The organism is Shinella sp. SUS2 (assembly GCF_001262505.1).
In the GTDB taxonomy this organism is placed as follows: Bacteria; Pseudomonadota; Alphaproteobacteria; order Rhizobiales; family Rhizobiaceae; genus Shinella.
This window is the reverse complement of the sequence record NZ_KQ410727.1, coordinates 147,908-167,376: the sequence shown is the minus strand read 5'-3', so window position 1 is coordinate 167,376 and position 19,469 is coordinate 147,908. Positions and strand designations below refer to the sequence as shown.

Below are 19,469 nucleotides of genomic sequence, written 5' to 3'. Positions count from 1 at the left end.
GGGACAGACGAACCGCGATGAACGACCGGAATACGCAGCTCTCCCTTCACGGGCTGGGATGTTACATCCCCGCCATCGTCGTCGCATTTGCCGCGCTGATCGCCATTTTCCTTGCCGATTCCCAGAAGCAGCGGCTGGAAGAGGAGTACCTGCGCTCCTTCACCACGGAACAGCTCGGCGTGCTGCGCTCGCGCCTCGAAGGCAATATCCAGGGTGACATCAATCTCGTACAGGGCCTCGTCGCGGCGCTCTCGACAGAGCCCGACATGTCACCGAGCCGCTTTGCCGACCTTGCCGGTCGCATCTTCCGCAAGGACACGCAGCTGCGCAATCTTGCCATCGCGCCGGACTTCGTCGTCTCGCTCGTCTATCCGGTCAAGGGGAACGAGCGCAGCATCGGCCTTGACTACCGCAAGAACGAGCGCCAGCGCGCCGCGGCCATGCAGGTGAAGGCGCTCGACCGGCTCATCGTCACCGGCCCGGTCGATCTGGTGCAGGGCGGGCGCGGCGTGATCGCGCGCTACCCGATCCATGCCGGGCGGAACAACGCCTTCATCGGCATCGCCTCCGCCGTGATCGACCTCGACAGGCTCCTGGACAACAGCGGCTTCGGAAAAGACCTCAAGGTCGCCGTTTCGCTTTCCAGCCGGCCGCATGTCGGCGGCGAGGCACGAACCTTCTTCAGCACGGCCACCCCCGTCGACGCCGACCCCGTCGTCATGACGATCGACATCGGCCACGAAGCCTGGACCATGTCTGCAGCGCCATTGGGTGGCTGGCGCCAGCCGTCCGCCGATCTCACCCTGTTTCGCACCGGCCTCGCGCTGCTGGCCATCATCATCGTCGCCCCCATGTTCTGGGTCGGTTACCTGATGAAGGACCGCCATCGGCATATCCTGGCGCTTCAGGACCGGGAGGATCAGCTGGAAACCGTCTCGCAACGCCTGCAGCTCGCGCTCGACGCCTCGCGCGTCGGCGTTTGGGAATTCGACACGGAATTGGCGACACTCACCTGGGACGCCCGCATGCGCGCCCTCTACAACGTGCCGCCCGACCAGCCAATCTGCCGCTACGAGGACTGGCGCACCGCGCTTCATCCCGACGATCTGGAAGAAGCCGAACGCGTTTTTTCGGACGCCATCGAGGCCGAGAGGCCCTATCTCACGGAATTCCGCGTCCTGACCGTCGGCGGCGACATCCGCCATATCCGCGCGCACGGCATGACCTATCGCGCCTCGTCAGGCGCAAAGCGTATCGTCGGCGCGAACTGGGATGTGACGGAGGACATCCGCCTCCAGGCCGAACTGCTTGAGGCCAAGCTGACGGCGGAGGCGCAGAACCGCGCCCTGGAAGACGCTCGCCTCGTTCTGGAGCACAATTCACTGCACGATGCCCTCACCCGGCTTCCCAACCGGCGTTTCCTCGACCAGCAGCTCGCGCTGGCCGGTATCGGCGAGGACACCCGTCCCCTCACCCTGTTGCATATCGACCTCGACCGCTTCAAGGACATCAACGACACGCTCGGCCACGCCGCCGGCGACGAGGTGCTGAAACAGGCGGCCGGTGTACTGCGCGCCCATATTCCGGCAGCGGACTTTATCGCCCGCATCGGCGGGGACGAATTCGTGCTCCTGTCGCGCCGTGAGCCTGTAGAGGCCGATTTCGGCACCCTCTCCGCCCGCCTCATCGAGGCGATCAGCGAGCCGATGGCGATCGAAGGCCATGACTGTCGTATCGGTGCGAGCATCGGCATTGCAACGCGCAACGATGCGGAAGAATCCGCCGAGCAGTTGCTCGTCAATGCCGATATCGCGCTCTACGAAGCCAAGCGCCGTGGGCGCAACCGCGTGGAAGCCTTCAACGACGAGCTCCGCCTGCGCACCGTGGAGGTCAAGCGGCTCGGCGACGACATTCTGCGCGGTCTCGAACGCGGAGAATTCCACCCCTACTTCCAACCGCAATTCGATGCCGAAACGCTGGAGATCGTCGGCGTCGAGGCGCTGGCACGCTGGCAGCACCCAACACGCGGCATCATCATGCCCGATGTGTTCCTGCCCGTGGCCGAGACCCTCAATGTTGTCGCCCGGATCGACGAGGCCATCCTCGAACAGGCCCTGTTCCAATCCATGCGCTGGGAGGGACAGGATCTCGGCATCGCCCGCGTCTCCGTCAATGTCTCCTGTCAGCGCCTGCGCGACGACAACCTTCTCGAAAAGCTGCGCGCGATGAACATTCGCCCGGGTTCACTGACCTTCGAACTGCTGGAATCGATATCCTTCGATACGCTCGACGACGGGCTGAAGCAGGCCATCGACGGCATAAAATCCCTCGGCATCGAAATCGAGATCGACGATTTCGGCACCGGCCACGCCTCCATCGTGAGCCTCCTGGAGCTGTCTCCGGCGCGGCTGAAGATCGACCGCCGGCTGGTGCAGCCGCTGCTCGAATCCACGGCACAGCAGAGCCTCGTCCGCTCGATCATCGATATCGGCAAGGTGCGCGATATTGAGACGGTTGCGGAGGGTGTCGAAACATTGGCCCATGCCGAGCTGCTGCGCGGCCTCGGCTGCCATATCCTGCAGGGCTATGCCTTTGCCCGGCCCATGGGCGCGGATGATTTCCTCGCCTTCGCCAAGGCTCGCAGCTGGATGCTGGCGGCGAAGACCGCCCTTACGACGGCAAGAGCGAGCTGAGCGTATCCGCAACCGCCCGGCCGTCATGCTGGCCGCGCTGCCAGGGATCCTCGAACTCACCGATCACCCGCTCGATGCCGAGCCGCATGCCCACCTCTTCCAGCGCGCCATTGCCGAGATAGGCAAAGCGGCCGACGGTCTTTTCGAAGGGCAGCAGCTGGTGGTTTGCCAGGACGTGGGTGAAGGGACGCCCATCCGCCCCCGCCTGCCGCCGCCAGAGCGCGGTGGCAATCTCCAGCATGCGCGCCACATCCAGCCCGCGGGTCTCCCGGCATTGCAGCATGTTGCCGATGAAGATGCGCCGGGCATGCGCATTGCGCGCTATGGCCGGAACGATGCCCTCGACCAGAAAATGCGGCAGGACGCTGGTGAAGAAGCTGCCCGGCCCGAACACGATGGCATCGGCGCTTTCGAGACTTTCCAGCACGGCCTCGTTGGCCGGCACAGCCGCGCCGCCCCGGCCGGACAGCGCAATGTCGCGGATGCCCGTCGCACTCGCCGCATCGTCGAGCGCCGTCACCCTGTGCTGCCCCTCAACCCGGGTGCCATCATTCAAAACGGCGGAGAGGTCAACACCATCAGCGGCCGTGGACGGCCAGACATGGCCGGCAATGTCGCAGAGCTTGCGGAAGACGAAGATGGCGGTGTTGATGTCGCTGTTGTGGGCGAGATGCGCGCCCGTCAAAATGAAGTTGCCGATGCTGCCATTGCGGAAATCGAAATCCGCCCCGATCGCCGCGCGAAAGGTGCGCAGGTAGTTGAGGATAGCGCCGCGCAGGCCCGGCTCCATGCGCTCCAGCAGCGGGTGCACGCCCTCCGCGTAGAGCGCGAATTCCGTGCGGGCATCATCTTGCGTGCCGCTGGTCATGCGCGCATTGCAGACCTTGACGACATCGCCCGCCCGGCCTTCGCCATGCGCCATGGTCATCAGCGCCTGGCGGATGTCACCGACGGCGAGCACGCCGAGGTTCTCGCGGATGATCTTGGAACTGCCGCCGCTGTCCCAGGCCGGCACGATGCGCGTCAGTCGCACCGGCTTGGAAAGCAGCGCCAGATTGGTCGTGCGGCACGCAGTGCCGCCCGAAAAGAGCACGATATGCGGCAAACGGCTTTCAGCCATCCGATCTCCTCTTGGTTTCACGCAATTTCGGGCGCAAAACCGCTGCACACCTTTGCTGGAATTGCTCCAGCTTACGGCCCGATATTATACGCAGCCCCGATGAGGGTCTTTGTATAATCCTCCCGCGGGGCGCTGAAAATGGCGTCCGTGGGACCTTCCTCCACGATCTTGCCGTCCTTCATGACCACCACATAATCGCTCATCGCACGCACCACCGACAGGTCGTGGCTGATGAAGACATAGGAAAGGCCGTAGCGGGACTGGAGATCACGCAAGAGCTCGATTACCTGCCCCTGCACCGAACGATCGAGTGCCGAGGTCGGCTCGTCGAGGATCACCGCCTGAGGTTTGAGGATCATCGCCCGCGCGATCGCGATACGCTGCCGCTGGCCGCCCGAAAACTCGTGCGGATAGCGGTTGCGCGCCGCGGGGTCGAGCCCCACCTCCTTCAGCGCCGCGATTGCCCGCTGGTCGCGGTCGGCTCGCGAAAGCTGCGGCTCGTGCACATAAAGCCCCTCGGTGATGATCTCACCGACCGTCTGGCGCGGCGAAAGCGAACCGTAGGGATCCTGGAAGACGACCTGCATGCTGCGCCGGAGCGGCCGCATGCCGGTCCGGTCGAGGCCGGAAATATCCGTCTTGCCGAAGCGATAGGCGCCCTTGCTGGAGATGAGCCGCAACAGCGCCCGCCCGAGCGTCGATTTTCCCGAACCGGATTCGCCGACCACGCCGATCGTCTGCCCTTCGTGCAGGCTGATGCTGACATTATCGACAGCCCGGAAGGTGTTGGCGCGTTTCTTCAGGAAGCCGCCGTCGATCTTGTAGTCGACGATGACATTGCGTCCCTCGAGGATGATCGGCGCGTCATCCGCCGGGGCCGCCTTGCGGCCATGCGGCTCGGCCTCGATCAGCATACGGGTGTAGTCGGCCTGCGGATTGTCGAAGATGTCGGCCGTCCTGCCCTGTTCGACAATCTCGCCGCGCCGCATGACGACGACGCGTTCGGCAAAATGCCGGACGATGCCGAGGTCGTGCGTGATCAGCACGATCGCCATGTCGAAGCGCTTTTGCAGATCGCGCAGCAGTTTCAGGATCTGTGCCTGGATCGTCACGTCGAGCGCCGTCGTCGGTTCGTCGGCGATCAGGATGTCCGGCTCGTTGGCAAGCGCCATGGCGATCATCACGCGCTGGCGCTGGCCGCCGGACATTTCATGCGGATAGCTGTCGATGCGGCGCTCCGGCTCCGGAATGCCGACCAGCTTCAGGAGCTCCAACACACGCGGCCGGGCTTCCTTCCGCGTGCCGCCGCGGTGATGCACGATCACCTCGGCGATCTGCTTGCCGACGGGATAGAGCGGATCGAGCGAGGTCATCGGCTCCTGGAAGATCATGGTGATTTTTGCACCACGGATCTCGTTGAGCGCCTTCGGCGGCAACCCGACCATCTCCTGCCCGCGATATTTCGCGGAGCCCGCGACCCGGCCGTTGCTCGCGAGCAGTCCCATGATGCCCATCATGGTCTGGCTCTTGCCTGAGCCGCTTTCGCCGACCACCGCCAGGGTCTCGCCGGGGCGGACATCGAGGTTGATGCCCTTCACCGCATTGACGTCCCCGTCCGGCGTCGTGAAGGACACCTTCAGGTCGCGCACGGCAAGGATCGGCTCCATGGTTTTCTGTGTCTCTGCCATGTCAGCGATCCTTCGGGTCGAATGCATCGCGCAGCCCGTCGCCGACGAAATTCAGCGAGAAGAGCGTGACGACGAAGAAGATGGCGGGAAAGATGAGCAGCCAGGGCGCGGACTGGATGTTGTTGGCGCCTTCGGCGATCAGCGAACCCCAGCTCGTCAGCGGCGCCTGAACGCCGAGACCGAGGAAGGAGAGGAAGCTTTCGAGCAGGATCACCTTGGGCACGATGACCGTGACGAAGATGACGACCGGGCCGATCGTGTTGGGGATGACGTGCCGGCGGATGATCTGCCAGTCCGTCAAGCCCAGAGCCTCCGCCGCGCCGATGAATTCCCGTCGCTTCAAAGACAGCGTCTGGCCGCGCACGATGCGGGCCATGTCGAGCCACTCCACCGCGCCGATGACGATGAAGATCAAGACGAAGCTGCGGCCGAAGAAGACGACGAGCACAACAACCAGGAAGACGAAGGGCAGCGAGTACAAAATTTCGACGAAACGCATCATCACGTTGTCGACGCGCCCGCCCATGTAACCCGAGATCGCGCCGTAGACGACGCCGATACCGAGCGAGACGAGGCTGGCGAGAAGGCCGACCGCGATGGAGATCTGCCCGCCGAGCATGACGCGCGCCATCAGGTCGCGCCCGTTTGTGTCGGTGCCGAACAGGAAGTATTCCCGGTCGACTACACCCTTCAGCGTGAGCTTACGCCCCTCGTCCTCGGTCGCCGTGACCTCGGTCTTGTCGAACTCGTTGGCCCGGTCGAAGTAGCGCGTGGCGCGTGGATCGATCGGGTCCTTGGCGGTGATGACCGCCGTGAAGACCTCGCCCTCGACGGAAAAGGACTGCAGCTCGACGCGGGCGCGGGTGGCGACGCCCTTCATCGCCTCTTCCAGTGAATCCTCGCCCGGCCGCGGCTCGAGGCTCGGCGGGATGGTGACATAGGAAGAGAAGACCTGGTCGTAGCTGTGGCTGATGAAGAACGGACCGAAGAAGGCGAAGCACGCGATCAGCACCAGCATCACCGAACCGGCCATGGCCGGGCGGTTGCGGCGGAAGCGCATGACGGCGAGCTGGAAGAGGCTACGCCCCTTCACCTCGCTCCCGGGTACGGGGGAAACGACGGCGTCAGTCATGGCGAACCCTCGGATCGAGCAGGCCATAGAGAATGTCGACCAGCAGATTGAAGACGATGACGAAGATGGCGATCAGGACGACCGTGCCCATGACGAGCGTATAGTCGCGGTTGATCGCCCCGAGCACGAAATAGCGCCCGACGCCGGGGATGGTGAAGATGGTCTCGACCACGGCGGAGCCGGTCAAAAGAGCGGCAGCGCAGGGCGCGAGATAGGACACGATGGGCAGCATGGCGCCGCGCATGGCGTGCACCACGACCACCGATTTTGCCGGCAGGCCATAGGCCCGCGCGGTGCGGATGTGGTCGGTGCGCAAGGCCTCGATCATCGAGCCGCGGGTCAGGCGCGCGAAAACCGCAAGCTGCGGCAGGGCGAGCGCGATCATCGGCAGGATGAGGAAGCGCAGCGAACCGTCGCCCCAGCCACCCGCCGGAAGCCAGGCGAGCACGATGGCAAAGATCAGCGTCAGGACCGGCCCGACGACGAAGTTCGGCACCGTGACGCCGACCGTCGCGACCGACATGACCGCGAAATCCAGCGCACTGTTCTGACGCAAGGCCGCAATCGTACCGACGATGACGCCGCCGATAAGCGCCAGGAGCAGCGCATAGAAACCAAGTTCCATCGAGTAGGGCAGACCCTTGCCGATGAGTTCGGCAACGGTGTTGTCCTTGTAGATGTAGCTCGGTCCGAAATCGCCGCTGACGGCATTGCCCATGTAGGTGAGGTATTGGCGCCAGAGGGGCTGATCGAGCTGGTAGGCTCGCATCAGATTTTCCATCGTGGCAGGCGGTAGAGGGCGTTCGAGGTTGAACGGGCCGCCGGGCGCAAAGCGCATGAGAAAGAACGAGATTGTGACGACGATGAATAGCGTCGGCACGGCGCTTGCTAGGCGCCGCAGAACGAATGCAAACATGACTAGGTCTCCCCAGATACGAAAGTGCGCGGCCTCAGGAGGCCGCGCACTTTCGTCGGATCATTCCGAAACGCTGAGGAAGCGGCTCAGGTGCTGGTTGGCGGCATTGTCCTGCCAACCCTGAACCTTGCTGGAGACGAGCCACAGGTCGGCCTGCGTCAGGAGCGGGGCGATCGGCTGTTCGCGCATCAGCACGGCTTCTGCGTCATGCAGGACCTTGGCGCGCGCCGCCGGGTCACGCTCTTCGTACGACTTCTTCATGAGGTCATCGAACTCGGCATTCGTGAACTTGCCGTAGTTGAAGGTCTTGTTGGTGCTGACGCTGAGGGCCAGGAAGTTTTCCGCATCCGCATAGTCGGCGACCCAGCCGGCACGCGCCACGTTGAACGCGCCGCCTTCCTGGAGATAGGCGTAGTGCGAGGACACGTCGAGGTTCACCAGCGACACATCGGCGCCGAAGGTGTTCTTCCACATGTCGGCAACAGCCGTCGCCACGCGCTCGTGGTTCGGGTTGGTGTTGTAGCGCAGCTCGATCTTCAGCGGCTTGCCGCCTTCGCCGTAACCGGCTTCCTTCATCAGCTTGAGCGCCTCGTCCTCGCGGTCGAGCTGCGAGAGCGCGCCGAAATCGGCATAGGCCGGCTCATAGCCCTGCATGCCCGGGGGCACCATGGAATAGGCCGGAAGCTGCGAGCCGGAATAGATTTCCTTGGCCAGGAAGTCGCGGTCGATGGCCATGGAGAGCGCGCGGCGCACGCGAACGTCGCTATAGGGCTCGGTGCGGGTGTCGAAAGGGTAGTAGTAGGTTGCCAGCGTCGGCGAAACGTGGACCTGCTCGCCATAGCTCTTCTTCAGGCGCTCGATCTGGTCGGCAGAGAAGTTGTAGACGAGGTCCATTTCCTTCGCCTCGAAGCGACGGACCGAGGCGGCCTGATCGTCGATCGGGTAGAAGATCACCTTGTCGAGCTTGACGTTGGCAGCGTCCCAGTAGTTCGCGTTCTTCTCGACGACAAGATTGTCGTTCGGCACATGGCTGACGAGCTTGAAGGCACCGTTGGAAACCATCGTGCCGGGCTTCACGAAATCCGCGCCGTTCTTTTCGACGCTGGCCTTGGAGACCGGCAGCGCCGTCTGGTGCGCGAGCAATTCGAGGAAGAAGGGCGTCGGACGCTCCAGCGTCACTTCCAGCGTCGTGGCATCGACAGCCTTGACGCCAAGCTGGTCGAGGCCAAGCTCGCCCTTGTTGACCTTTTCCGCGTTCTTGATCGGATAGAGGATGTTCGCGTAGCCGGCCGCCGTCTTCGGATCCTCAACGCGGGTGAAGGAGAAGACAAAGTCTTCCGCCGTCACCGGCGAACCGTCCGACCACTTCGCGTTGCCGCGCAGCTTGAACGTGTAGACCGCGCCGTCGTCGGAGACGGTCCAGCTTTCCGCAGCGCCGGGAACGATCTTGCCCGAGGCGTCATAGATGGTCAGGCCTTCGTAAAGGTCCTTGAGGATGAATTCTTCGATGTTGATGGAGGTATGCGCCTGGTCGAGGGTCTGCGGTTCACCCGCATTGCCACGGTGAAGCACCGTTTCTGCCAATACAGGGCTGGCGCCCAGCAGGATTGCACCTGCAAGAAGAGCCGCACGAAAGCCAATCAGTCTGTTTGCCATTTTGTTTTCCTTCCCCGGTTGTTATTTTGGGTGCGACATCAATTGTCCCTGTTTGCGAACTTGGCAAGCCCCTAAAAACACGAAATGCACAAAGGTCGCAGACCTCTCGCAACGCCCGATTTTTCAAGTGAAACGCGCCCTTCTCCGCCGCTACACCGCGAAAAATGAGAAAAATATTTGCATTTGCCGATTTTATTCGCAGTTTTCTGCCCATCGTTTTGCACCGATTTCTGCGATCTATCGCCCATCGAACACTTGAGCCAGAAACGGAGTCCCAAGATGAACTGGTTGAAGACCCTCGCCGCCGCCGCAGCGCTCCAGGCCGCCATCCTCGCCCCGGCCCATGCCGGTGAAAACCTCGCAGCCGTACAGGCCGCCGGCGCGCTGAAGATCGGTACCGAAGGCACCTATGCGCCCTTCACCTACCATGACACCGACGGCAAGCTGGTCGGCTTCGATGTCGAGATCGGCGAGGCCATCGCCAAGAAGCTCGGCGTCAAGGCCGAGTTCCTGGAAGGCAAATGGGACGGCCTGATCGCCGGCCTCGACGCCAACCGCTACGACGCCGTGATCAACCAGGTCGGCATCACCGAGGCACGCAAGCAGAAGTACGACTTCTCCGAGCCCTACATCGCTTCCAAGGCCGTGCTCATCGTGCGCGCCGACGACGACAGCATCAAGGGTTTCGCTGACCTCAAGGGCAAGAAGTCCGCCCAGTCGCTGACCTCCAACTTCGGAAAGCTTGCTCAGGAAGCCGGCGCCGAGCTCGTCGGCACCGACGGTTTCGATCAGTCGATCCAGCTCGTCCTGACCGGCCGCGCCGATGCGACGATCAACGACAGCCTGTCCTTCCTCGACTTCAAGAAGCACAAGCCGGACGCGAATGTGCAGATCGCCGCCGAGCAGGAAAACGCCGACTATTCCGGCGTGATCATCCGCAAGGGCGAGCCGGAGCTTCTGGAAGCGATCAACAAGGCACTCGTCGACATCAAGGCGGACGGCACCTACCAGGCGATCTCGGACAAGTATTTCGGGCAGGACGTCTCGAAGTAATTCCTGGCCGAGAACCGCTTCGCGGCGGCTCCGTCCTCGACTATAGATAAAACCATGACCTGGCCGGGGATAACCCCGGCCAGCCGCATTTCCGGAGGTTTTTCCCGTGCCGCCGTGGCTTCAACTGATGCTGGATTCGCTGGTCCCCCTGCTGTGGGCCGCGCTCGTCTTCACCATTCCGCTCACCCTGCTTTCCTTCGCGCTCGGACTTACCCTCGGCCTCGTCACGGCCATCGCCCGACTGTTCGGGCCGCGTCCGCTCGTCGCCATTGCCCGCTTCTATGTCTGGGTGATCCGCGGCACGCCGCTGCTGGTGCAGCTTTTCGTCATCTTCTACGGCCTGCCGAGCATCGGCATCCTGCTCGATGCCTTTCCGGCCGCCCTCATCGGCTTCACGTTGAATGTCGGGGCCTATACGTCGGAAATCATCCGCGCCGTCATCGCCTCCGTGCCGCGCGGCCAGTGGGAGGCGGCCTATTCAATCGGCATGAGCTGGTCGCAGGCGATGCGCCGCACCATTCTGCCGCAGGCGACGCGCGTCGCCGTGCCGCCGCTCTCCAACACCTTCATATCGCTGGTGAAGGACACGTCGCTTGCGGCCGCCGTCACCGTACCGGAGCTGTTCCAAACGGCCCAGCGCATCGTCGCCACGACCTACGAGCCGCTGATCCTCTATATCGAGGCGGCGCTGATCTATCTGGCGCTCAGCTCTGTTCTTTCGGCCCTGCAGGTCCGGCTGGAACGGCGCTTTGCCCGCTATGGCGGCTTCCTGGAGGCTCGCACATGATCGAACTCAGCCATATCGAAAAACGCTTCGGCGACAACCTCGTGCTGCGCGACATCAGCCTCAGCCTGCCGGAGGGCACGGTCACGGCACTGGTCGGCCCTTCGGGCGGCGGCAAGAGCACGCTGCTACGCTGCATCAACCTGCTGGAGACGCCGACCTCGGGCTCCATCAAGCTCGGCAGCGAAACGATCGACTTCGCGCCCGGCCGCAAGGTCGGCTGGGACGCGGTGCAGAAGCTGCGCCGCCAGACCGGAATGGTCTTCCAGAACTTCCAGCTCTTCCCGCATCAGACGGCGATCGCCAACGTGATGGAAGGCCTCGTCACCGTCCTCAAATGGCCCGCGGAAAAGGCACGCGCCCGCGCCGTGGAACTGCTCGAAAAGGTCGGCATGGCACACAAGGCCGACGCCTGGCCGGCAACGCTGTCGGGCGGCCAGCAGCAGCGTGTCGCCATTGCCCGCGCGCTTGCCCCCTCGCCGCGCGTCCTGCTCTGCGACGAGCCGACCTCCGCGCTCGATCCGGAGCTCGCGGAAGAGGTGGTCGAGGTGCTGAGCCGGCTCGCCCGCGAGGGCACGACCATGGTCATGGCAACGCACGATCTGCGCCTTGCCTCACGCGTTGCCGACACGGTCGTTTTCCTCGATGGCGGCGTCATCGTCGAAGAGGGGCCGCCGCGCGCGATCTTCTCGACGCCCGAGCGCGAGCGCACGAAAAAATTCATCGCCTCCCTCAGTGCGCCGCAAAGTTATGATATCTAAAATACACGTCGCCTCACGTTACGGTAGCAAGGAAATCCGGTTCGCGGCAGTTGCATCGGACAGGCGATTCAAGCAGAGTGACGGGATATGCGTACCTCGCCATGCCCCGGCATGTCCAACAGGGGAGAAAGCCTCATGATCAAGAAAACACCGAATCCGATCGACGTCTTCGTCGGGTCCCGCGTCCGCTTGCGGCGGCTGATGGTGGGCATGAGCCAGGAAGCGCTTGCCGACCGTCTCGGCGTCACCTTCCAGCAGGTACAGAAATACGAAAAGGGCACAAACCGCATCAGCGCCAGCCGCCTGCAGGCCATCGCCGAAGTGTTCCGCGTCCCGCCGAGCTTCTTCTTCCAGGATGAAGACAGCGCCACGCCGGCCGCCGGCGTCGGGCATGAGACGGGCGACGTCTCCACCTTCGTCTCCTCCAAGGAAGGCCTCGACCTCAACCGCGCCTTCCTGAAGATAGATGATGCGGGTGTGCGCAAGTCGATCATCGCACTGGCAACGGCGCTGTCCAAGGCGAGCGCCGCTACAGAGGCCGGCGAACGCGCAGAAAACGCACCGGAACTGCGGATCTGACCCCACATGCCAGCACGGCTGCAGACGCTCGGTCATCTGCGCCTGCTCGACGAGGGCGGCAATGACATCGTCTTTCCCGAAAAGGCGCTCCTGATCCTTTGCTATCTCCAGACGCGCGGCGTGAGCGACATGCCGCGGGCGGATGCGGCGAGCCTCTTCTGGGACGACAGCAACAGCGCCGCCGCCTTCGCCAATCTCCGGCAGACCGTTTCACGAACCCAGAAGCGCCAGCGGGAGCTGGACCGGATCTATCTCACCTTCACCGACACCGCGATCGGGCTCGGGCCGGATGCCGTCGAAAGCGATATCGACGGGGTTCACGATGGCGCATGCCTCCCGGTGCTCGCCGCCACGCTGACCGACGACTTCCTCAAACATGTAAAGCCCGGCAACCGCGCCCTTTCGAGCTGGATCATGCTGCAGCGGGCCGCCCATATGGCCATTCTGCGCGGCGCATTGCTCGATAACAATGGGCAGGGGGGCACCGGCTTGCGACAGGCGCGCGCCGCGGCGGCCCTGCGTCTCCTGGAAAGCAACCCGGACGACGAGGAAGTGCGCGCCATGCTGACGGGCCGGCCGGCCGCGTCCCCAATCCTCATGACCGCGCAGCCGCCTGCCCGCGTACTGACGCTGCAAGACGCGGATATCGGGTTTGCCCGGCCGAATCCGCCGCGCGTCGTGCTGCTGCCACCGGTCACCACGCTGGCCGCCCGGGCAGCCACGCGCTTCAGCGAAGCGTTGATCGAGGACGTGACGATCGGCCTCTGCGCACTGCGCTCCATTTCGATCATTGCACCGCATACCGCCGCGCAGATCTCGCTCCAGGCCGACAGGGCGGCCACCTACGAGCGCCACAAGATCAGCTACATCCTGGAAACACGGCTGCGCGACGAGGGCGACCACCATTCGCTCTTCACCCAGCTCATCTTCTTCGGCAGCGATGAGGTCGTCTGGGCCGAACGATTCCCGCTCTCGGCTGAAGGCCTCGCCCGTTCACGACAGATGATCTCCCACCAGATAGCGGGTTCGATCGCGACGGAAATCGAGCGCAACGAGCTCGTGCGCGGCGACTACGAAATCGATGCGAAGGCCTACCGCAGCTTCCTCACCGCGCAAGGCCAGTCGAAAAATCTCGACCTGCGCGATATCCGTCGTGCACGCAAGAGTTTTCGAGAGGCATTGAAGGAAAACAGCAACTATGCGCCTGCTTTGGGGGGCTTGGCACACAATTACTTCCTCGAATGGGTTCTGACCGCACGCGGCGACCATGAACTGCTCAAGCAAGCAGAACTTCATGCCCAAAAAGCGATCGAGGTCGATGAGCGCCTGCCCTCGGGCTACCGGGAACTCGGCATCGTCAAGCTCTATACACGCCAGTTTGACGAGAGCGCAGCCTATCTTGATCGCGCCGAGGAGCTAAGCCCCAACTATGCCAACGTCATCGCGAGCTACGCGGATACACTTGTACAGGGCTCTCGACCAGATATCGGCTTGCAGAAGATTGAGCATGCAATCGAACTCAATCCATTGCCGCCGGACGAATATTTCTGGATCGCGGCGAGTGCCTCGTATGCGCTCGACAGATATGAAGACGCTCTCGCCTACATAAACCGGATGAACGACAAACAGCCGGCCCATCGTCTATCTGCCGCAAGCTGGGCAATGCTCGGAGACCGCAAGAAGGCCAGGCTGTTCGTGCGGCGAACATACGAAAGCAATCCGGATTTCGATTTCGAATCCTGGACAGCGATTATACCATTTAAGGAGGAATGGCAGCGAAAACATTATTATGACGGGTTAAAGAAAGCCGGATTTTAATTAGGATTCACAAGGGAGAGCAGGCATGGCAAGAATAGTTATTTTGGGGATTAAAGGTGAAGCTGGTCTTTGGTCCGTCGATCTCGACGCAGGCACTGCGACGCAAATCGGGTCGCCCACGGGCGGGACCTTGAAGGCTGCCGATGATCTGCGCAAAGCGGGCGCAACAATCACCTCGGGTGTTGACCTCGCCGCCCTCGTTCCCGACGGCGTCGGCAGTTTGCCGGAACCCTCCAGCGGCATTTACGACAAGTAACCGTTGCACGCTTTGAGGCAGACATCCAAGCCGGTGTTTGCCCAAGAGACAAAAGACCACATGCAGGGCCCGAGCTACAAACGTCGCTCGGGCCCTGCAACCAGGCGCCACAGCCTCGTGTTGTTCGAAGAGGCAGGCCGGCAGCATTCCGCGCTCTGCGCGCAAGCCCGGGAAATCTGCATCCTCAGTTTCAACCAAAATCAGGAGGAGCGAAAATGTCGAATGGCGTGCTTGGGCTTGAAGGAGAAACTGGCCTTTGGACGGCGGATCTCGAAACGGGCGCCATCACATCGGTCTCGTCCGGTTCGGCTGACGATCCCCACATAACCGGCAGGTTCAACACGCGTGGCGTGAGCGTCCCGATGGTGGCCGAAACAGCCGGGCCGTTTTCCGGCGGCTTTTACGGCAAGTGACCCCCAGCAGCCCCTCCGTAACCAGCTATTCGGATCGCCTCTGCAGCCCGGATGAGACCTGGAGCCGGATCGAGGCGCTTTTGCCTCGCTTCGGTGTCACGCGGCTTTCCCGCCTGACAGGCCTCGATTCGATCGGCATTCCTGTCTGGAACGCAGTCAGCCCCAATGCCCGTTCGATCGTCATCAATCAGGGCAAGGGCATCACCGATCTAGACGCGAAAGTTTCAGCCGCCATGGAGGCGCTCGAGCGGGCGATAGCCGGCGACCCGCTCGTTCCGGTCCGACATGCCTCGCGGCATGATTTTGCGAAGGCGGGGCAGGCCTGCCTACCGCTCGATATCTTTGTGGCAAGCGACCAGCCTTTCCTGTCGGAGACGGAAAGCATCGACTGGCTTGCCGGCAGCGACGTCACGACGGGCGAAACGGTCTGGGTTCCACGCGCAGCGGTCTGCCTCGACAGGACTGACCCCACGCCTCGGTTCTGGCAGTCCTCCGATGGCCTTGCCTCGGGCAATGCACCGATCGAGGCGACCCTGCACGGCCTTCTCGAGCGGATAGAGCGCGACGCAGACCGGTTGTGGCGGCTGCTGCCTCGCAGCAAGCGCCTTGCAACCGCGATCGACCCCACTGGCTTTGCCGATCCCATCATCGAGGATCTGCTCGCTCGATTCCGGACTGCAAAGCTGGAACTGCGCGTCTTCGACATCACCACCGACCTCGCAGTGCCAACCTATGCCGCCGTCCTCGGCAATACCGGGCTTCTTGCAAAGAAGACCCCTCTCTTCCACGATGCGACCATCGGCTACGGCACACATCCCGTGGCCACCCGTGCCCTCATCCGGGCCCTGACCGAAGTCGCGCAATCACGCCTCACCTATATCAGCGGGGCACGTGACGATCTTTTTGCCGAAACCTTCACCCGCCCGCTCGCCACCGAAACGCTTGCCCTCTTCGAAGCGTCGCCGGGCGTGGCGAAGTCCTACGACGCTCCCGAAGGTGACGCCGCCACGCTGCTTTCCCACTGCCTGGAGCGGCTCGCCACAGGCGGCATAACCCCCATTCTGGCGGTCCCGCTCACCGACGCATCCCTTCCCATCGCCGTCGTAAAGGTCGTCGTGCCGTCGCTCGAAAACCCTGAAGGCAAGCGTCGCCACGCTGTCGGCCACCGCGCCCTGTCGCGCATGTTGTTTGGAATGTCATGAAGATCCTGTTCGCAGGCCCGAGCCTGCCCGATGCTGCCGCACTGTGCGTGAAAAATATCGATGTCCGGCCGCCGGCTGCCCATGGAGACGTGCTCGCCGCCACGCGCGAAGGCGCGAAGGCGATCGGCATCGTCGACGGGAACTTCGAACATGTCGCCCCCATCTGGCACAAGGAAATCCTCCATGCTCTGGATCAGGGTATCGCCGTCTTCGGCGCGGCCAGCATGGGGGCGCTGCGGGCGGCGGAATGCGACGCCTTCGGCATGGTCGGCATCGGCCGTATCTACCAGGACTATGCCAGCGGCCGGCGCATGGACGATGCCGACGTCGCCCTGCTGCATGGCCCCGCCGAACTCGGTTACCCCGCCCTTTCACTCCCACTCGTCAATGTCGAGGCGACGCTCGACCGGTTGGAGAGGGAAAAAACCGTTGAAAAGCATGACATATTGACGCTGCGTATTGCCGCGGCGGCGCTCTTCTACAAGGAGCGGACCTGGTCTGCGATCGTCGACCGAGCCAAAACGGCATTGGATCGCACGGCGCTTCTGCAACTTCTCCTCGCAACAACGGTCGATCAGAAGCGTACAGATGCACTTACCCTTCTGCACATCCTCGACACTTTCAACGAAAAAACCGCGAAAAAACAAGGAAATTGGACGTTTAGAGCAACATCGCTCTGGCGCTCGGTGGCCGATCAACCCGGAGCGTAAAAAAACACGCAGTTTCCCATTCCGCGTGTGTCACGCTTAAGTCACGCGCACAACCTCCGAGTCACGCCTATACTTCGTCCCAGGGGCTGAAAGTGAGCATTGCTCCCGGGGGCATAGGACATGAAAATCGAAACCATCGAGACCGAAGACAGGGGCACGGAATTGATGGCGCTGGCGCGGCTTGTCGCGTTTGCGCTCGAATCCGCCAAGTCGCTGGACGCAGAGGTTGTCGAGTTCTGCCTGGACAAGGCGCTGCGCGCCGTGCTGGACCAGATCGACGAACCTTCGCGTATGGCACTCACGTCAAACGACATCATACTGATGAACCGGTCAGCGCTCTGCTGACCGGAGGAACGGGCCGGCTAGCCGGCCGGGGGATAGCCGCCGTCCTCCTCCGCGGCGCTGATCGTGCGGACGGCCCGAACCTGCGGGCCGCCGCCGATCTTCTTAAAATTCTCCAATTGCGAAACGAAAACACACGGTTGCGCTGATCGCGGAACTCTGAAAGGTTCTCTTCTCGAAAAAACGCCCCGAAACCGGGGCCGACGGACAGAGGGAGAACAGCATGCAGAGAATTCTGGCAGGCGGCGTGGCCGCACTCGCGCTCATGACGGCGGGCATCGCCCAGGCGGAACCGGTGAAGATCGGCGTCATCACCACGCTGTCCGGCGGTGGCGCAGGCCTCGGCATCGACATGCGCGACGCCTTCCAGTTGGCGATCAAGCAATCCGGCAACAGCGAGATCGAGCTCGTCGTGGAAGACGATGCGCAGAAGCCGGAACTCGCCGTCCAGATCGCCGAGAAGATGATCCAGAGCGACAAGGTCGACCTGATGACCGGCATCATCTGGTCGAACCTCGCCATGGCCGTGGTGCCGAACACGGTGGCACAGGACGTCATTTATCTCTCGCCCAATGCCGGCCCGTCGGCGCTCGCCGGCGCGAACTGCCACCCCAACTATTTTAACGTCGCCTACCAGAACGACAATTTCCATGAGGCGATGGGCGAATACGATAACAAGGACTACAAGAAGACCTTCATCCTCGCCCCGAACTATCCGGCCGGCAAGGATGCGCTGACCGGCTTCAAGCGCTATTACAAGGGCGAGCTCGCCGGCGAGGTCTATACCCAGGTCGGCCAGACGGACTATGCCGCCGAGATCGCGGAAATTCGCGCTTCCGGCGCCGATTCGGTCTACTTCTTCCTGCCCGGCGGCATGGGCATCGCCTTCATGAAGCAATATGCCCAGTCGGGCGTCACCATTCCCGTCACCGGGCCCGGCTTCTCCTTCAGCCAGGACGTGCTGCCGGCGATCGGCGATGCCGCACTCGGCGTGAAGAACTCTGGCACCTGGGCGAAAGACCTCGACAACCCCGCCAACAAAGCCTTCGTCGAGGCGTTCCAGAAGGAATACAACCGCCTGCCCTCGATCTATGCCGCGCAGAGCTGGGACACCGCCAACCTCATCCTCTCGGCCATCGGAAAGGCAAGCGTGAAGGACAAGGACGCCTTCCGCGCCGCGCTGAAGGCTGCGGACTTCGCTTCCGTGCGCGGAAAGTTCAAGTTCAACACGAACAACCATCCGATCCAGGACATCTATGTCACCGAGGTCGTGAAGGAAGGCGACGTCCTGACCAACAAGATCATTGCCACCGCCTTCACCGATCACGGCGACGCCTACGCCGACAAGTGCTCGATGTAATCCGCGACCGGACATCCGCCCCCGGGCGGATGTCCCCGCATGACCTTCCGGACCGGCCACCTTGTCCCTCGCCCTCCTCATCGAGCAGTTTCTGAACGGGCTCCAGCTCGGTGTCATGCTGTTCCTTATCGCCGCCGGCCTGACGCTGATCTTCGGCGTGATGGGGCTGATCAACCTTGCTCACGGCTCGCTGTACATGGTCGGCGCCTTCGCCTGCGCCGCGGTCGCGGCCGCGACGGGTTCCTTCTGGCTCGGCCTTGTCGCCAGCCTTGCCGCCGCCGCGGCCGCGGGGGCCTTGATGGAGGTTGTCATCATCCGCCGGCTCTATGCCCGCGACCATCTCGATCAGGTACTCGCCACCTTCGCGCTGATCCTCATCTTTTCCGAGGGCACGCGCTGGCTCTTCGGCTCGTTTCCGCTCTATCTCGACATCCCGCCTCTCTTGCAGGGTGCCGTGGCACTGCCGGGCGGCGGACAATATCCACTCTACCGCCTCGCCATCATCGGCGTGGGCGTCGGTGTCGCCATCGGTCTCTACCTCCTGATCGGTCGCACGCGTCTCGGCATGCGCATCCGCGCCGGCGAATCCGACCGCGAGATGATCGCCGCGCTCGGCATCGACATCCGCTCGCTCTATACGATCGTCTTCGCCTTCGGTGCAGCGCTTGCCGGCCTTGCCGGCGCACTGGTCGGCGCGCTGCAGTCAGTACAGGTCGGCATGGGCGAACCGGCGCTGATTCTCGCCTTCGTCGTCATCGTCATCGGCGGCATCGGCTCGATCAAGGGTGCGCTGATCGGCGCGGTCCTCGTCGGCCTCGTTGATACGATGGGCCGTTTCCTGCTGCCCAAGGCGCTCGCCCTGATGATGCCGGCGACGGAGGCCGGTCCCGTCGGCGCCGCACTCGCCTCCATGCTCATCTACATCGTCATGGCGCTGATCCTCGCCTTCCGGCCGAGCGGCCTCTTTTCTGCGAGGACCTGAGGCG

The 19,469-nt window shown here is 63.0% G+C and carries 18 protein-coding genes; 13 read left to right on the top strand and 5 right to left on the bottom strand.

Translation table 11 applies throughout. From position 1 onward, the window contains the following. The first annotated feature begins 17 nt into the window (after positions 1 to 17). Positions 18 to 2,693, top strand: a complete 2,676-nt coding sequence (locus AKG11_RS09440) for a bifunctional diguanylate cyclase/phosphodiesterase (RefSeq protein ID WP_050743702.1) — start codon at positions 18 to 20, stop codon at positions 2,691 to 2,693. Here AKG11_RS09440 and AKG11_RS09435 read toward each other — a convergent pair. The 5 genes from AKG11_RS09435 to AKG11_RS09415 form a co-directional block, all read right to left on the bottom strand. Continuing rightward, the gene (locus tag AKG11_RS09435) at positions 2,671 to 3,813 is read right to left on the bottom strand and encodes a gluconeogenesis factor YvcK family protein (protein ID WP_050743701.1); all 1,143 of its coding nucleotides are present in this window, start codon (positions 3,811 to 3,813) and stop codon (positions 2,671 to 2,673) included. The genes AKG11_RS09440 and AKG11_RS09435 overlap by 23 nt on opposite strands. A 71-nt stretch (positions 3,814 to 3,884) precedes the next feature. Continuing rightward, a complete protein-coding gene (locus AKG11_RS09430; RefSeq protein ID WP_050743700.1) occupies positions 3,885 to 5,528 on the bottom strand; it encodes an ABC transporter ATP-binding protein in 1,644 nt (547 codons plus the stop codon). After that, a complete protein-coding gene (locus AKG11_RS09425; protein WP_050743699.1) occupies positions 5,503 to 6,633 on the bottom strand; it encodes an ABC transporter permease in 1,131 nt (376 codons plus the stop codon). The genes AKG11_RS09430 and AKG11_RS09425 overlap by 26 nt, the downstream gene beginning before the upstream one ends. After that, positions 6,626 to 7,549, bottom strand: coding sequence for an oligopeptide ABC transporter permease OppB (gene oppB, locus AKG11_RS09420; RefSeq protein WP_023515826.1), 924 nt, complete (start codon positions 7,547 to 7,549; stop codon positions 6,626 to 6,628). Before oppB ends, AKG11_RS09425 begins: the two co-directional genes overlap by 8 nt. Positions 7,550 to 7,609: 60 nt before the next feature. Next, positions 7,610 to 9,205: a peptide ABC transporter substrate-binding protein gene (locus AKG11_RS09415; protein ID WP_050743698.1), complete on the bottom strand. Its 1,596-nt coding sequence runs from the start codon at positions 9,203 to 9,205 to the stop codon at positions 7,610 to 7,612. Positions 9,206 to 9,484: 279 nt separating this feature from the next. Here AKG11_RS09415 and AKG11_RS09410 point away from each other — a divergent pair, with 279 nt between their 5' ends. From AKG11_RS09410 to AKG11_RS09355, 12 genes are all read left to right on the top strand, one after another. Then, entirely contained in the window at positions 9,485 to 10,258 is a 774-nt protein-coding gene (locus tag AKG11_RS09410; RefSeq protein ID WP_050743697.1) for an amino acid ABC transporter substrate-binding protein, read from the top strand. A 106-nt stretch (positions 10,259 to 10,364) separates the two neighbouring features. Then, positions 10,365 to 11,045, top strand: coding sequence for an amino acid ABC transporter permease (locus tag AKG11_RS09405; RefSeq protein WP_023517057.1), 681 nt, complete (start codon positions 10,365 to 10,367; stop codon positions 11,043 to 11,045). Beyond that, positions 11,042 to 11,803 (top strand): amino acid ABC transporter ATP-binding protein, encoded by a 762-nt coding sequence (locus tag AKG11_RS09400; protein ID WP_023517058.1) that lies wholly within the window; start codon positions 11,042 to 11,044, stop codon positions 11,801 to 11,803. The genes AKG11_RS09405 and AKG11_RS09400 overlap by 4 nt, the downstream gene beginning before the upstream one ends. A 135-nt stretch (positions 11,804 to 11,938) precedes the next feature. Beyond that, positions 11,939 to 12,382 (top strand): helix-turn-helix domain-containing protein, encoded by a 444-nt coding sequence (locus AKG11_RS09395; RefSeq protein WP_023517059.1) that lies wholly within the window; start codon positions 11,939 to 11,941, stop codon positions 12,380 to 12,382. A gap of 120 nt (positions 12,383 to 12,502) precedes the next feature. Then, positions 12,503 to 14,200, top strand: a complete 1,698-nt coding sequence (locus AKG11_RS09390) for a tetratricopeptide repeat protein (RefSeq protein ID WP_156334076.1) — start codon at positions 12,503 to 12,505, stop codon at positions 14,198 to 14,200. Positions 14,201 to 14,225: 25 nt separating this feature from the next. Continuing rightward, entirely contained in the window at positions 14,226 to 14,456 is a 231-nt protein-coding gene (locus AKG11_RS09385) for a hypothetical protein (RefSeq protein WP_024271324.1), read from the top strand. Positions 14,457 to 14,671: 215 nt separating this feature from the next. Continuing rightward, positions 14,672 to 14,869 (top strand): hypothetical protein, encoded by a 198-nt coding sequence (locus tag AKG11_RS09380; RefSeq protein WP_050743695.1) that lies wholly within the window; start codon positions 14,672 to 14,674, stop codon positions 14,867 to 14,869. Continuing rightward, complete coding sequence (locus AKG11_RS09375) at positions 14,866 to 16,071, top strand: YcaO-like family protein (protein ID WP_023514292.1); 1,206 nt, start codon at positions 14,866 to 14,868, stop codon at positions 16,069 to 16,071. The genes AKG11_RS09380 and AKG11_RS09375 overlap by 4 nt, the downstream gene beginning before the upstream one ends. After that, on the top strand, positions 16,068 to 16,781 hold the full coding sequence (locus AKG11_RS09370; protein ID WP_050743694.1) for a TfuA-like protein: 714 nt from the start codon (positions 16,068 to 16,070) through the stop codon (positions 16,779 to 16,781). The genes AKG11_RS09375 and AKG11_RS09370 overlap by 4 nt, the downstream gene beginning before the upstream one ends. A gap of 120 nt (positions 16,782 to 16,901) precedes the next feature. Continuing rightward, on the top strand, positions 16,902 to 17,126 hold the full coding sequence (locus AKG11_RS09365) for a hypothetical protein (RefSeq protein WP_024271321.1): 225 nt from the start codon (positions 16,902 to 16,904) through the stop codon (positions 17,124 to 17,126). Between the two features lie 220 nt (positions 17,127 to 17,346). Beyond that, on the top strand, positions 17,347 to 18,483 hold the full coding sequence (locus tag AKG11_RS09360) for an ABC transporter substrate-binding protein (protein ID WP_050743693.1): 1,137 nt from the start codon (positions 17,347 to 17,349) through the stop codon (positions 18,481 to 18,483). A gap of 61 nt (positions 18,484 to 18,544) precedes the next feature. Continuing rightward, the gene (locus AKG11_RS09355; protein WP_023514842.1) at positions 18,545 to 19,465 is read left to right on the top strand and encodes a branched-chain amino acid ABC transporter permease; all 921 of its coding nucleotides are present in this window, start codon (positions 18,545 to 18,547) and stop codon (positions 19,463 to 19,465) included. Positions 19,466 to 19,469: the final 4 nt, after the last annotated feature.

What these genes read in the sequence shown, in the direction of transcription:
- AKG11_RS09360 (WP_050743693.1), top strand. Translation starts at nt 17,347, where the DNA reads ATGCAGAGAATTCTGGCAGGCGGCGTGGCCGCACTCGCGCTCATGACG.
- AKG11_RS09430 (WP_050743700.1), bottom strand. Translation starts at nt 5,528, where the DNA reads ATGCATTCGACCCGAAGGATCGCTGACATGGCAGAGACACAGAAAACC.
- AKG11_RS09410 (WP_050743697.1), top strand. Translation starts at nt 9,485, where the DNA reads ATGAACTGGTTGAAGACCCTCGCCGCCGCCGCAGCGCTCCAGGCCGCC.
- AKG11_RS09370 (WP_050743694.1), top strand. Translation starts at nt 16,068, where the DNA reads ATGAAGATCCTGTTCGCAGGCCCGAGCCTGCCCGATGCTGCCGCACTG.
- AKG11_RS09440 (WP_050743702.1), top strand. Translation starts at nt 18, where the DNA reads ATGAACGACCGGAATACGCAGCTCTCCCTTCACGGGCTGGGATGTTAC.
- AKG11_RS09425 (WP_050743699.1), bottom strand. Translation starts at nt 6,633, where the DNA reads ATGACTGACGCCGTCGTTTCCCCCGTACCCGGGAGCGAGGTGAAGGGG.
- AKG11_RS09385 (WP_024271324.1), top strand. Translation starts at nt 14,226, where the DNA reads ATGGCAAGAATAGTTATTTTGGGGATTAAAGGTGAAGCTGGTCTTTGG.
- AKG11_RS09435 (WP_050743701.1), bottom strand. Translation starts at nt 3,813, where the DNA reads ATGGCTGAAAGCCGTTTGCCGCATATCGTGCTCTTTTCGGGCGGCACT.
- AKG11_RS09365 (WP_024271321.1), top strand. Translation starts at nt 16,902, where the DNA reads ATGAAAATCGAAACCATCGAGACCGAAGACAGGGGCACGGAATTGATG.
- AKG11_RS09380 (WP_050743695.1), top strand. Translation starts at nt 14,672, where the DNA reads ATGTCGAATGGCGTGCTTGGGCTTGAAGGAGAAACTGGCCTTTGGACG.
- AKG11_RS09400 (WP_023517058.1), top strand. Translation starts at nt 11,042, where the DNA reads ATGATCGAACTCAGCCATATCGAAAAACGCTTCGGCGACAACCTCGTG.
- AKG11_RS09395 (WP_023517059.1), top strand. Translation starts at nt 11,939, where the DNA reads ATGATCAAGAAAACACCGAATCCGATCGACGTCTTCGTCGGGTCCCGC.
- oppB (WP_023515826.1), bottom strand. Translation starts at nt 7,549, where the DNA reads ATGTTTGCATTCGTTCTGCGGCGCCTAGCAAGCGCCGTGCCGACGCTA.
- AKG11_RS09415 (WP_050743698.1), bottom strand. Translation starts at nt 9,205, where the DNA reads ATGGCAAACAGACTGATTGGCTTTCGTGCGGCTCTTCTTGCAGGTGCA.